We start from the raw sequence: 12,864 nt of genomic DNA, 5'->3' as shown, positions 1-12,864 counted from the left end.
GACATCGGTACGGCGAAGCTCTCCCCCGGGGAGCGACAGGGCGTGCCACACCACCTGCTCGATGTCTGGGACGTGACACAGCCGGCGAGCGTGGCGGCGTACCAGACGCTCGCGCGCTCGGCCATCGCCTCGATTCACTCCCGCGGCACGGTGCCGGTGCTCGTCGGCGGATCAGGCCTGTATCTGCGTGCGGTGCTCGACGACCTGCGCTTCCCCGGTACCGACCCCGCGGTGCGCGGGCGGCTGGAGGACGAACTCGACCGGCTCGGGCCGGGTATATTGCACGATCGGCTGCGCGCCCGCGATTCCCCGTCCGCGGCACGGATCCAACCGCAGAACGGACGTCGGATCGTGCGCGCGCTGGAGGTCATCGAGCTCACCGGGCGCCCGTTCGCCGCGGCGCTGCCCGAACCCCGCTACCTGCGCCCCGCGGTGCAGATCGGCCTGGGGGCCGAGCGCGAGACGCTCGACCGCCGCCTGGACGAGCGGGTGGACGCGATGTGGGCGGCCGGTCTGGTCGAGGAGGTCCGCGCCCTGCTGCCCCGGGGGCTGCGCGAGGGCCGCACCGCGGGCAAGGCGCTCGGTTACGCCCAGGTGCTGCAGTTCTTCGACGGGACGTGCGACGAGGAGACCGCGCGGGCGGAGACCAAGCGCACCACCCGCAAGTTCGCCCGCCGGCAGATGACCTGGTTCGGCCGGGATGCCCGGGTGCACTGGCTCCCTGCCGACCACCCGCACCTGCTCGACGCCGCGCTCGCCGCGATCGCCACCCCTTCGCCGGCGGGGTCGGCGGCGGGCACGGATCGCGCCGGATCCGTACCCTGAACGCTGTGACATCTATTGGGGCCCGGCTCCGCTTCGTCAAGGGACACGGCACGGAGAACGACTTCGTGCTCATTCCCGACCTCGACGGTGCCCAGCCCCTGGACGCCGCCACGGTCGCCGCGCTCTGCAAGCGGCGGGCCGGAATCGGCGGCGACGGCGTCCTGCGCGTCGTCCCGGTCGACCTGGAGCCGGACGCCGAGGCCTACCGCGGCCAGGCCGACTGGTTCATGGACTACCGCAACTCCGACGGCTCGATCGCCCAGATGTGCGGCAACGGGATCCGGGTCTACGCGCGCTATCTCGTCGATGCCGGGCTGCAGGCCCCGGGAACCTTCCCGATCGCCACCCGCGGCGGTGTGCGCACCGTGAGCTGCGAGCGCACCGGCGACATCACCGTCGACATGGGCGAGTACGCGCTGCCCGACCTCGGGGCGCTCAGCGTCACCGTCGGCGGCCGCAGCTGGCCCGCCCTCGCCGTGACGATGCCCAACCCGCACGCTGTCGTGTTCGTCGACGACCTCGACGACGCCGGCGATCTGCTGACGGCCCCTCAGGTGACGCCGGGTGCGTTTCCGGAGGGGGTCAATGTCGAGTTCGTGATCGTGCGCGGCCCGCGGCATGTGGCCATGCGGGTGCACGAGCGCGGGTCGGGGGAGACCCGCGCCTGCGGCACCGGCGCGTGCGCTGTGATGGTCGCCGCCGCCCGACGCGGCGGCAACGACGCGCCCACCACCTACCGCGTCGAGCAGCCCGGTGGGCCGCTGCTGATCGCGCTGACCACGGAAGGCCGGGTCGAGATGACCGGCCCGGCCGTGCTGGTGGCCGACGGCGATTGGCTGCTGGGCACGGAATTCGGGTCGAGTTCCGCAGCGGATCCGTGCCACCCTGAGGTGGCAACCGCAGCAGCCAGTTCGACAGCCAGTTCGACAGCCAGTTCAACAGTTTGACGACAGGGACGGTATGACGAGCACTTCACCGCAATCGCAGTTCGACGACTCCGACTCCGATGACTTCGAGGCAGCTGCCGAGGTCGAGTTCGACGACACGGGCTTCGACGGTGACCAGCTCGACCTCGCCGACCGGCAGGCCCTGCGTCGCGTCCAAGGCCTGTCCACCGAGCTCGCCGACGTCTCGATCGTCGAGTACCGCCAGCTGCGGCTCGAGCGGGTCGTGCTGGTCGGGGTGTGGACCGAGGGCACCGCGGCGGAGGCGGACGGCTCGATGCTCGAGTTGCGCCGGCTGGCCGAGACGGCGGGTGCGCTGGTGCTCGACGGCTTCATCCAGCGCCGCGACAAGCCCGACCCGGCGACGTACGTCGGCTCCGGCAAGGCCAAGGAGCTCCGCGATGCGATCGTCGCCGAAGGCGCGGACACCCTCATCTGTGATGGTGAACTGACGCCCTCTCAGCTGACCAAACTGGAGGATGTCGTCAAGGTCAAGGTCATCGACCGGACCGCACTGATCCTCGACATCTTCGCCCAGCACGCCAAGTCCCGCGAGGGCAAGGCACAGGTCGAGCTGGCCCAGATGGCGTACATGATGCCGCGCCTGCGTGGTTGGGGTGCGTCCATGTCCCGCCAGGGTGGTGGCCAGGCGGCCGGCGGCGTCGGCATCGGCGGCCGTGGTCCCGGTGAGACGAAGATCGAGACCGACCGTCGCCGGATCCGTACCAAGATGGCCAAGCTGCGCGCCGAACTCGCGCAGATGGGCACGGCCCGGGAGACCCAGCGCCAGGACCGACGCCGCAACGCAGTGCCGTCGGTCGCGATCGTCGGCTACACCAACGCGGGTAAGTCCTCGCTGCTGAACCGGCTCACCGGCGCCGGCGTCCTGGTCGAGAACGCGCTGTTCGCGACCCTGGACCCTACGGTGCGCCGGGCGACCACGCCCGAGGGCCGCGAGTACACGCTCACCGACACGGTGGGTTTCGTCCGGCACCTGCCGCACCAGTTGGTCGAGGCGTTCCGCTCGACCCTGGAGGAGATCGCCGGGGCGGACCTGATCCTTCACATCGTCGACGGCTCGGACCCGGACCCCGAGGCCCAGCTCGTCGCCGTGCGTGCGGTGCTGGCCGAGGTCGAGGGGGCCAACGACATCCCCGAGATCGTGGTGGTGAACAAGGCCGATGCCGCCGACCCGTACGTCCTGGAGCGCCTGGTCCGCCGGGAGCCGACCGCGGTTGTGGTCTCGGCGCGCACCGGCACGGGCATGAACGGGCTGCTCGCGGTGCTGGAGCACACCATCCCGCGCCCGGACGTCGAGGTCGGTGTGCTGCTGCCCTACGACCGGGGCGACCTCGTCTCCAAGGTGCACCAGCACGGCGACGTGCTGACCGAGGAGCACACCGAGACCGGCACCCGCCTGCGCGCCCGGGTCGGGCAGGCGTTGGCCGCTGAGCTGCTCGCCTACGCGGTCTGAGCCGACTGGTCGAGAGCATCCAGGGCGAGAGCCAGGACCTCGTCGAGGCTGTCGGTGGGGATGTCCGGCGCCGGGCGCGGGACGCCGGCCGCGATCGCGCGACGGCGGGCCGCATCCACGGCCTCGGCGATGCACGGCAGCGTGCCGCCCGGCGTCTCGGTCAGGTAGAACCCGCCGCGTTCGGCGGCGTCCAGCAGCGGCACTACGTGCTGGTGCCGTCCGGTGGCGTCGAGGGTCAGGGCCGTGACGTGCAGTGCCTCCTTCACCCAGCGGGTCGTGAGAGCTGGCGCAACACGTGCAGCAGCTCGCGCAGGCGCTCGGCGGCCAGGTCGTGATCGCCGGCGAAGTGGCGCCGCCGAGGCCGTGGGCACCGTAGGGGACGCAATGGCCGCCGCCGGCATCGCGTTCTGCCCGACCGAAGGGGACAGCTACCGGCGCATCGAAGAGGATCCCGTGCTCGCGGCCCACCCGATCGCCCAGCGGTTCCGGGCGAGGCAGGCGCTGATCCGTGCGGCCAGGCGACGCCTGCTGGCTGCCGGAGCTCCGATGCTCTCGGGGATCGACGCCGGCGTCCCGACGCGTCCGTTCGGCGACTACCCACGCGACCTCGGTGCCCTGATCGGCGAGGATGGGCTAGGACTGACCCCGCATCAGATCCTGGTGTCGGCGACCTCGGGTGCCGCCGCGATCCTCGGGCTGGCCGATACCGGCGCGTCGGTGCCCCTCGCGCTGGGGGGTGTCGCGTGAGCCGCGCCCTGACGGCCCTGCTCCACCTGGCCGTCGTGGATCCCCGGATCGGGTGGACGGTCAATACCCCGGACGGATCCATCTGCGCCATCTGCGTCGGACTGGCTCAGGAACCGATCGAGTGAAATGCCCGGTTTGTGCGGGTCCGTCAGCCTGACCTTGGTCCGAATCCTGGTCGCCAGGACCTGGATTCTCATGATCGACCGCCTTCGGGCCGAAGACGCGGGACAGTGTCATCGCGCGGCGGTCGTCGCCGTACCTTTGGGGGCGGATATGCGTACGGCGCGAATCGGTCTTGTCGTCCTGACGCTCACGGCCGGCATGGCGGCGGCGTTTCCGGCCACCGCGGAGTCGGCCACGGACACCCAGCGGGTGATCGTCGTGTTCGCCGACTCGGTCGCCAACCCGAAGGCGGTCGCGGCCGAGCAGGCCAAGCGCCACGGTGGCTCGGTCAAGTTCGTCTACCAGAACGCACTCAAAGGCTGGGCCGGTTCGGTCCGTAGCGGTGACCTGGGCGCTCTGATGCGGGACAAGCGCGTCCGGTCCGTCGAGGCCGACGGCCAGATGAGCGTCACCGACACCCAGGCCACGCCGCCGTGGGGCTTGGACCGCATCGACCAGCGCGCCCTGCCGTTGTCGTCGTCGTACACCTATGCCGGAACCGATGCGGGCGTCACTGCGTACGTCATCGACACCGGGCTGCGGGTCACCCATGCCGACTTCGCCGATGACTTCGGCCAGAGCCGGGCCCGGATCGGCACTGACAAGGTCGGCGGTACCGGAGCGGACTGCAACGGGCACGGCACGCACGTCGGGGCCACCATCGGCGGTCGTACGCACGGCGTCGCGAAGGGCGTTTCGCTGGTCGGCGTACGCGTCCTCGACTGCTCCGGGTCGGGTTCGACCTCCGGCGTGATCGCCGGCGTCGACTGGGTCACCGCCGACCACGACGCAGGTGAGCGGGCAGTCGCGAACATGAGCCTCGGCGGCAGCCCCTCGAGCGCCCTGGACCTGGCGGTCAAGAACTCGATCGCGGACGGGGTCACCTACAGCATCGCGGCGGGCAACAGCAAGCGGGACGCCTGCAGGGAGTCGCCGGGCCGGGTGACGGACGCGCTCACGGTCGGCGCCACCGACACGACCGATCGCATCGCCTCGTTCTCGAACTTCGGTTCCTGCCTCGACCTGTTCGCGCCTGGTGTGGCCATCACCAGCGCTTGGGCGACCGGCGACGCGGCAACGAACACGATCTCGGGCACCTCGATGGCGGCTCCGCACGTCGCCGGCGCGGCCGCTCTGTACCTGGGCGGAGCTGCCTCGACGACGTCGCCCGCGACGGTCCGCAGCGCCCTGGTCGCAAACTCCACCAAGAACGTGGTGACCGGCCTGAAGGTCAGGGACAAGTCGCCGAACGCGCTGCTGTACGCGGCTGGCTGAGGCCTGACGGTCCGTAGCAAACAGAAAGGGAAGGAGCTCCCCGCTCCTTCCCTTTCTAACGTATAGCGCACCCCGGGGCTTGCGGCAAGACCCCGGTGACACCGCAGAATCACCGGCCTACGGACTTGGGGGCCGCGAATTATGCGTGTCGTGCTGTCGACCTACGGGTCGCGCGGGGATGTGGAACCGATGGCGGCCGTTTCGCGGCCCTGGGCATCGGCGCCGCCCACGCCCACCGTGGGGTCGCTGTCCGCGGCGCTGCGCATCGCCCTGACCCCCGAGACTGGGACCCGGGCGAAGGACGTGGCCGGGACCATCCGCACCGACGGGGCCGCCTCGGCCGCGAAGCTTGTCCTCGACTCGATCACCGACAGGACGTGAGCCCTCTGACCACCACCCCGTTCGACCTGCCCGACAACCTCAAGGCCAAGGCGGACCCGGCGCTCATTGCCGCGGACGAGCGGCACTTCGCCGCCATCGCGGAGAGCCTGGAGCGATCCATCGCCGAGCTGTCCGAGCGCCTCGACGTCGCTCGCCGGGCGGCCGGCGAGGCGGAGGTGGTGTCGGTCTCGGCCGGTACCGGGCAGGCGGCGATGGACCGGGACCTGGAGATCCACCGGCTGACCGCCCGGCTGCGCACCCTGCGCCGGTACGGCCTGGATCTGTGCCTGGGGCACATGGTCGCCGACAGCGATGCCGAGCCCGTCTACATCGGCCGCCTCGGCCTCACCGACAGCGACGGCGCTCGGCTCCTGGTCGACTGGCGTACCCCCGCCGCCGAGCCGTTCTTCGGCGCGACCCACGCCAATCCGATGGGGCTGGTCAGCCGGCGCCGGTACCGGTGGAGCCGGGGCCGGATCAACGACTACTGGGACGAGGTCTTCACCGCGGAGGGGTTGATCGGGCATGCCGCGCTCGACGACCAGTCCGCGTTCATCGCGAGCCTGGGGAGCAACCGCTCCGAGCAGATGCGCGACGTGCTCGGCACGATCCAGGCCGACCAGGACGCCATCATCCGCGCGAGTTCTCGTGGTGCCCTGGTGGTCGACGGCGGCCCGGGCACAGGCAAGACCGTCGTCGCGTTGCACCGCTCCGCTTATTTGCTGTACTCCGATCCCCGGCTGAATCGGAGCCGAGGCGGTGTGCTGTTCGTCGGCCCGAGCCGGCCCTACCTGGCCTACGTCGCCGACGTGCTCCCCAGCCTGGGCGAGGAGGGAGTGCTGACGTGCACCGTGCGCGACCTCGTCGCGGAGGGGGTCGCGGCGTCGGTCGAGGCCGACCCGGAGGTGGGCCGGCTGAAGTCCTCCGCCTGGTGGGGTCGGGCGGTCGATGCGGCAGTGCGGATCTACGAGGAAGCGCCGACCACCGCGATGACCGTCGAGACGCCGTGGGGCGACGTGCCCATCAGCGCCGACGAGTGGCGCGACGTCTTCGAGGCGGCCGATCCAGGCGCCCCGCACAACGATGCGCGCGGGACGATCTGGGACGAACTCGTCACGCTCATCGTGGACAAGCAGGTTCACGCGCACACCGGCGACGAGGAGGAACTCCCGGTCGACCAGCTCCGGCGTTCGCTGCTGGCGAACCGCGACCTGCTCACCGCGTTCAACCGGGCCTGGCCGCTGCTGGAGGCGACCGACCTCATCGCCGATCTGTGGGCGGTGCCGGCCTATCTGCGCAAGTGCGCGCCCTGGCTCAGCCCCGACGAGGTCCGCGTCCTGCAACGCCCGGAGGGCTCGGCCTGGACGGTGTCCGACCTGCCCCTGCTCGACGCGGCCCGGGAGCAGCTCGGCGACCCGGAGGCGGCGCGCGTACAGCGCCGACGCCAGGCCGCGATCGCGGCCGACCGCGAGCAGATGGACCGAGTCGTGCAGAACCTGATCGAGGCCGACGACGACCTGGAAGCCGGCATGTGGATGTTGACGGGAGACGACCTGCGCAACGCCCTGGAGGACGAGTCGGGCCTGCCCACTGTCGCCGTCGACACCCTCGCCGGGCCGTTCGCGCACATCGTGGTCGACGAGGCCCAGGAACTCACCGACGCGGAGTGGCAGATGCTGCTGCAGCGCTGCCCGTCCCGCAGTTTCACCATCGTGGGGGACCGGGCGCAGGCCCGGCACGGGTTCATCGAGTCCTGGCACGAACGGCTGAACCGGGTCGGGCTGGAGACGATCACCCTGGCTTCGCTCGGCGTGAACTACCGGACCCCGACGGAAATCATGGCCAAGGCGGAGCCGGCGATCCGCGCCATGCTTCCCGACGCCAACGTCCCGACCTCGATCCGCAGCAGCGGCATCCCCGTCGGGTTCGGCTCGGTCGACGAGCTGGCGTCGATCCTCGACACCTGGGTCGCCGAGAACGACGAAGGCGTGGCCTGCGTCATCAGCCCGGCCGGTGCCTCCGTCTTCGAAGCGACGTCGCGGGTGCGCTCGTTGACGCCGGAACTGGCGAAGGGGCTGGAGTTCGACCTGGTCGTGCTGATCGACCCCGACGAGTTCGGTGGCGGCATCGAGGGCGCGGTCGACCGCTACGTCGCCATGACCCGGGCCACCCGGCAGCTGGTGATTCTCGGCAGTTAGCGCCCAGCCCAACGAGTTCCTTGCATATGTAAGTCAGTAACCACTACCATTTCCGACATGCCGATCCGGAGGCACCGAGGCTCTGCGGCACGGCCGCAGCGCCGCCGAGGGCGCGCGTGCGGTGCTGAGCAAGCTCCGTACTACGACTTGTCGCTGAAGGGCTGAGCTCTGATGACTGACGAGTCCTTGGCCGAGGGCATGGCCGCCTGGCGGGAGAAGCACGCCGCCAAGCTGGCCACTGTCACCGAGCGGCCGTCGTTGCTGGGTGCGCCGCTGGACGTCCTCTACGCCCCGACCGACGGCGAGGTCGACGCCGCCGCGTACGGCCGCGACATCGGCCTGCCCGGCGAGTTCCCCTACACCCGGGGCGTCTATCCGGCGATGTACCGCGACCGGCTCTGGCAGATGCGCCTGTACTCCGGCTTCGGTGACGCCGAGAGCACCAACACCCGCTGGCAGTTCCTGCTCGCGCACGGCAACAACGGCGTCAGCGCCGCCTTTGACCTGCCGACCCAGGTCGGCATGGACTCCGACCACCCGGAGGCCGTGCCCGAGGCCGGCCGGGTCGGTGTCGCGGTGGACTGCGCCCAGGACTTCGAGCGGATGTTCGCGGGTCTGCCGGTGGAGCAGATGGGCATCTCGCTCAACGCCCACAGCACCGCCCCGTTCGTGCTCGCGCTGTTCCTGGCCGCGATGGAACGCCAGGGAATCACCCCGGGTCAGATCAACGGTTCGATGACCACGGACGTGCTCAAAGATTACGTCGCGCGCGGCACCTGGATCTACCCGCCCGGGGCCGGTATCCGGATGGTCTGCGACATCCTGGAGTTCTGCTCGGCGGAGATGCCCCGGTTCTATCCGCTGGTGATCCGCGGCCCGGACATCCGCGACGCCGGCGCCGACGCCATCCAGGAGGTCGCGTTCGCGTTCGCCAACGCCGTCACCTACCTGGAGAACGCGCAGGCCCGCGGCCTGGACATCGACGGCATCGCGACCCGGCTCTCGGCCCAGTTCTACTACTACGGCGACTTCCTGCAGGAGGCCGCGAAAACCCGCGCCGCCCGGCGGATCTGGTCCCGGCTGCTGCGCGACCGGTTCGGTGCGCGCAAGGAGGCGTCCTGGTTGCTGCGGGTCACCGCCTCGGTCGGCGGGACCCACTTCCAGGTGCACGAGCCCGAGACCAATATCGTGCGAGGCACGCTGGGCTGCCTCGGTGCGGTGCTGGGCGGCGTTCAGGGCATGCTGCTGGCCGGCTACGACGAGGCCTTCGACATCCCCACCGAGGACACCGCACGGATCGCGCTGCGCACGCAGCAGATAGTCGGGTACGAGTCCGACGCGACCGCCGTCCCCGACCCGCTCGGCGGCTCCTGGTTCGTCGAGGCGATGACGGACGAGATCGAGCGCCTCGTGCTGGCGAAGATGGCCGAGATCGACGAGATGGGCGGCTCCGTGGTGGCCATCGAGAGCGGCTACATGCAGCGCGAGATCGCCAAGTCGGCCTACAACATTGAGCGCCGGGAGCAGAGCGGGGAGAAGCCGATTGTCGCGGTGAACATCCACCGCGGCCAAGGCGAGCCGCCGGAGCTGGTCGTCCACGCCCCGGACAGCAAGGTCGCCGACCGGCAGCGCGCGCAGCTGGCGGCGCTGCGCGCGGGCCGGGACGAGGTCGAGACCCAGCGTCGGCTGGCCCGCCTGCGGGCCGCGGGCGAGGGTACGGACAACCTGATGCCGATCATGATCGACTGCGCCCGCGCCGACGCGACCCTCGGTGAGATGGTGGACGTCCTGCGCGGCGTCTTCGGCGAGTTCAAGGAGCCCGCGCTGTGAGCCTCGACGCGACCAACCGCACCGACCGGCGCACGCGCGTGCTGGTCGCCAAGCTCGGCCTGGACGGGCACGACCGCGGCGCCAAGGTGGTGGCGCACACGTTGCGCGACGCGGGCATGGAAGTCATCTACACCGGGTTGCGCCGCACCGCGCGCGACGTGGTCGCCATGGCGGTCGACGAGGACGTCGACGTGATCGGCCTTTCGATCCTGTCCGGCGCACACCTTGCGTTGGCTCAGCAGGTGCTCGACGAGCTGGCCGTCCGCGGCGCACGCGATGAGATCGCCGTCGTGGTAGGCGGCACCATCTCCGCCACCGACGACGCGGTCCTGCGGCAGATGGGCGTCGCCGAGGTATTCGGCGTGCGGTCCCCGCTGGCCGAGCTCGCGCCGCGCGTGCAGGCGCTCGTGAGCGCGGATCGGTGAGCGAGACGCTCGGGATCGGCGCCCGGGTCCGCGGCGGTTCGCGGACCATCACCGACGCGGAGGTCGCGTTCCTGCCTGCCCTGATGGGTGCGATCAACCCGTTGTTCCACGACGAGGAGAGCGCGAAGGCGAGCAAGGTCGGTCGCCGGGTGCTCTACGGCCCGGCGCTGCTCGGGATTGCGGTCGCCGGTACCGAGCCGGTTCTGAAGGACGTGGTGTTGGGCCTGATCGGCATGACGGACGTGCGGTTTCGCTCGGCCGTCGGGGTGGGGGATACCGTCACCCCGACGTTGGTCGTGGAGAATCGCATCGCCAAACCCGACAAGGCCGGCGACCTGCTGCTGGTGCGCGACGAGGTGCACAACCAGGACGGCGTGCTGGTGCTGGAGTTCCGGCGCACGATCATGGTCAAGCGGGCGTGAGCCAGCTCGGTGACCGGCGCGCGTTGGCCCGGACGCTGACCTGGATCGAGGCCGGCGATGCCCGAGGCGCCGAGGCGGCCGCCGGCCCGGAGTCTCCGGGGTCGGGCTACGTCGTCGGCATCACGGGGCCGCCCGGGGCCGGAAAGTCCACGCTGGTCAGCCGCCTGGTCGCGGGCCTGCGTGAGGAGGGTCAGACCGTCGCCGTGCTGGCCGTCGACCCGTCGAGCCCGCGCACCGGCGGGGCGTTGCTCGGCGATCGGATCCGGATGGCCGATCACACCCACGACCCGGGGGTGTACATCCGCTCGATGGCCAGCCGGGGCCGGCTCGGCGGGCTGGCGGAAGCGGTGCCGCCGGCCGTGCAGGCCCTGCGGGCGTGCGGCTTCGACTGGGTCCTGGTGGAGACCGTCGGGGTGGGTCAGTCGGAGGTGGAGGTCGCCGGTCAGGCGGACACGACGGTGGTGGTCCTCACTCCGGGCGCCGGGGACGACGTCCAGGCGAGCAAGGCAGGGCTGCTGGAGGTCGCGGACATCTTCGTGCTCAACAAAGCCGACCGGCCCGGCATCGAGCTGACGGCCCGTCAGCTGATCGAGGCGAGGGGCTTGTCGACGCCGCGGTCCTGGCGGCCGCCGGTGCAGCCGTGCACCGCGGAGACCGGTGATGGCGTCGAGTCCGTGCTGGCCGCAATCCGGCAGCACAGAGAACACATAGCTACCCAACACGGCGCCGCCGCCACCCGCTGTTGAAATACCCGCCGAGTCGGGTGGTCGGACAGCTGCTGGCCACGGCCCCGGCCGCTACCATAGTAGCGACTACTCACTCTGGGGAGGCCACTGGTGGTCAAGAACGCGGCTGTCGCGCCCAAGCGCACGCGAGTCAATGGGGCGGACCGGCGCGAGTTGATCCTCAAGGCCGCGCGCAAGGTCTTCATCGAGAGCGGCTTCTCCGGGGCGCGGACCAACCGGATCGCGGAGCTCGCCGGCACCTCGGAGGCGATGCTCTACCGGCACTTCTCCTCGAAGGAGGAGTTGTTCGAGTCCGCCATCCTCGAGCCGGTCGAGAAGCTGGTCAGCGAGCTGACCGAATCCGCCGGCAGCATGGCGAGCCTGTCGGACCGCGACTCCCGCCGGGAGGCCAGCTACGAGGTCAACGCCGACGTCCTCGCCCAGATGCGCGAGGTCGCCCCGCTGCTGGGGGTCGCGCTCTTCTCTGATCGTGCCGCCGGCGCGAAGTTCTATAAGAAGCGGCTGGAGCCGCTGCTGCACGGCCTGTCGGACTCCCTCGCCTCCGCGTTGGAGGGGTGGCCGCACCGGCCCGTCACCCCGGAGCTGATCATTGCCATGCAACTGGGCACGTACAACTGGATTGCCATGAACGAGTATTTCGGCAGTCGCAAGCCCGACGGGGACGCCATCTCCCAGCAGCTGACCGACCTGCTGGTGCGCGCGCTCTAGCGTCTGGAAGTCCCCGCTGTTCCGATCGGGCCGCCCTGCGGCGGCCCGCGCAGCCGCCTGCGCGGAGCCGCCTCCTCCGCCTGCGCTTGCCTTCGCGGCCCGCGCCTGTCAAAGTAAGTATTAACTTCATAGCCGGTGCTGTTCCCGAAGCGGCGGGAGCCCCCGTGGCACGTCCTGGAGGTCCGGCATGTCCACCCGGTTGGCGTACGGGGAACCCGCGGTCGCCCCGGCCCCCCCGCCCCTCACGACGCCGCCGCTCACCCGGACCGATTTCGTGCGGTACCAGGGCGCCTCGGGCGACGTGAATCCCGTCCATCACGACGACACCTACGCACGGGCCGTAGGGTTCCCGTCCGTCTTCGCGCCCGGCATGTACGCCGCCGGGATGATGGCGACCTACTTGACCGACTGGCTGGGCCTGCCGAACATCCGTCGCTACGCCGCCCGGTTCCGGGATCAGGCCTGGCCCGGCGACCAACTCACCTTCACCGCGTCCGTGGCGCGCATGGAGGAGCGGGGGACCGAACGCCGCGCCTTCGTCGAGGCGACGTGCGACCTCGGCGACGGCCGCACGCTCCTCGTGGCGGAGGCGACCTTCCTGGTCCCGGCCCGGGAGCTGGGGTGAGCGGGCCGGAGGGTCCGGGCGCAACAGCGCCGGACGCCGAATTTCGCGCCCGCGCGCGGAGCGCGCTGGTGGCCGCCGCCGCGGGGGTCGGCTGGTCGGAGA

The 12,864-nt window shown here is 70.9% G+C and carries 14 protein-coding genes and 1 pseudogene; 14 read left to right on the top strand and 1 reads right to left on the bottom strand.

Going from position 1 to position 12,864, the window contains the following annotated elements; genetic code table 11:
- The 3 genes from miaA to hflX form a co-directional block, all read left to right on the top strand.
- On the top strand, positions 1 to 825 hold an 825-nt coding region (gene miaA, locus H0X00_RS14490; RefSeq protein WP_293772275.1), incomplete at its 5' end, for a tRNA (adenosine(37)-N6)-dimethylallyltransferase MiaA.
- A 14-nt stretch (positions 826 to 839) separates the two neighbouring features.
- Positions 840 to 1,772 (top strand): diaminopimelate epimerase, encoded by a 933-nt coding sequence (gene dapF, locus H0X00_RS14485; protein WP_367186635.1) that lies wholly within the window; start codon positions 840 to 842, stop codon positions 1,770 to 1,772.
- 13 nt (positions 1,773 to 1,785) lie between these two features.
- Positions 1,786 to 3,243 (top strand): GTPase HflX, encoded by a 1,458-nt coding sequence (hflX, locus tag H0X00_RS14480; RefSeq protein WP_293772270.1) that lies wholly within the window; start codon positions 1,786 to 1,788, stop codon positions 3,241 to 3,243.
- On the opposite strand, the gene H0X00_RS14475 is transcribed toward hflX, so the two are convergent.
- Positions 3,231 to 3,509, bottom strand: a complete 279-nt coding sequence (locus H0X00_RS14475) for a hypothetical protein (RefSeq protein ID WP_293772267.1) — start codon at positions 3,507 to 3,509, stop codon at positions 3,231 to 3,233. The genes hflX and H0X00_RS14475 overlap by 13 nt on opposite strands.
- A 118-nt stretch (positions 3,510 to 3,627) precedes the next feature.
- On the opposite strand from H0X00_RS14475, the gene H0X00_RS14470 reads away from it, so the two are divergent.
- The 11 genes and pseudogenes from H0X00_RS14470 to H0X00_RS14420 all read left to right on the top strand — a co-directional run bounded on the left by H0X00_RS14470 (position 3,628) and on the right by H0X00_RS14420 (position 12,762).
- The gene (locus H0X00_RS14470; RefSeq protein WP_293772264.1) at positions 3,628 to 3,990 is read left to right on the top strand and encodes a hypothetical protein; all 363 of its coding nucleotides are present in this window, start codon (positions 3,628 to 3,630) and stop codon (positions 3,988 to 3,990) included.
- Positions 3,987 to 4,115, top strand: coding sequence for a hypothetical protein (locus tag H0X00_RS14465; RefSeq protein ID WP_293772261.1), 129 nt, complete (start codon positions 3,987 to 3,989; stop codon positions 4,113 to 4,115). Before H0X00_RS14470 ends, H0X00_RS14465 begins: the two co-directional genes overlap by 4 nt.
- 148 nt (positions 4,116 to 4,263) lie before the next feature.
- Positions 4,264 to 5,427 (top strand): S8 family peptidase, encoded by a 1,164-nt coding sequence (locus H0X00_RS14460; protein WP_293772259.1) that lies wholly within the window; start codon positions 4,264 to 4,266, stop codon positions 5,425 to 5,427.
- Positions 5,428 to 5,621: 194 nt separating this feature from the next.
- Positions 5,622 to 5,808: pseudogene (locus tag H0X00_RS14455) on the top strand (glycosyltransferase); the annotation flags it as partial.
- On the top strand, positions 5,805 to 8,006 hold the full coding sequence (gene helR / locus H0X00_RS14450) for an RNA polymerase recycling motor ATPase HelR (RefSeq protein ID WP_293772255.1): 2,202 nt from the start codon (positions 5,805 to 5,807) through the stop codon (positions 8,004 to 8,006). The pseudogene H0X00_RS14455 and the gene helR, both read left to right, overlap by 4 nt.
- Positions 8,007 to 8,177: 171 nt before the next feature.
- Complete coding sequence (locus H0X00_RS14445) at positions 8,178 to 9,836, top strand: methylmalonyl-CoA mutase (protein ID WP_293772253.1); 1,659 nt, start codon at positions 8,178 to 8,180, stop codon at positions 9,834 to 9,836.
- Positions 9,833 to 10,261 carry a cobalamin-dependent protein gene (locus tag H0X00_RS14440; RefSeq protein ID WP_293772251.1) on the top strand — a complete coding sequence of 143 codons (429 nt, stop codon included), beginning with the start codon at positions 9,833 to 9,835 and terminating at the stop codon, positions 10,259 to 10,261. The genes H0X00_RS14445 and H0X00_RS14440 overlap by 4 nt, the downstream gene beginning before the upstream one ends.
- Positions 10,258 to 10,683, top strand: a complete 426-nt coding sequence (locus tag H0X00_RS14435) for a MaoC/PaaZ C-terminal domain-containing protein (protein ID WP_293772249.1) — start codon at positions 10,258 to 10,260, stop codon at positions 10,681 to 10,683. The genes H0X00_RS14440 and H0X00_RS14435 overlap by 4 nt, the downstream gene beginning before the upstream one ends.
- A complete protein-coding gene (gene meaB / locus H0X00_RS14430) occupies positions 10,680 to 11,429 on the top strand; it encodes a methylmalonyl Co-A mutase-associated GTPase MeaB (protein ID WP_293772247.1) in 750 nt (249 codons plus the stop codon). Before H0X00_RS14435 ends, meaB begins: the two co-directional genes overlap by 4 nt.
- A 90-nt stretch (positions 11,430 to 11,519) precedes the next feature.
- Positions 11,520 to 12,137 carry a TetR/AcrR family transcriptional regulator gene (locus tag H0X00_RS14425; protein ID WP_293772245.1) on the top strand — a complete coding sequence of 206 codons (618 nt, stop codon included), beginning with the start codon at positions 11,520 to 11,522 and terminating at the stop codon, positions 12,135 to 12,137.
- Between the two features lie 187 nt (positions 12,138 to 12,324).
- Positions 12,325 to 12,762, top strand: a complete 438-nt coding sequence (locus H0X00_RS14420; protein WP_293772243.1) for a MaoC/PaaZ C-terminal domain-containing protein — start codon at positions 12,325 to 12,327, stop codon at positions 12,760 to 12,762.
- Positions 12,763 to 12,864: the final 102 nt, after the last annotated feature.

The organism is Sporichthya sp., from assembly GCF_013815995.1.
In the GTDB taxonomy this organism is placed as follows: domain Bacteria; phylum Actinomycetota; class Actinomycetes; order Sporichthyales; family Sporichthyaceae; genus Sporichthya.
Note: the sequence above shows the minus strand (reverse complement) of the source record. Positions and strands in the feature narration are given on the sequence as shown.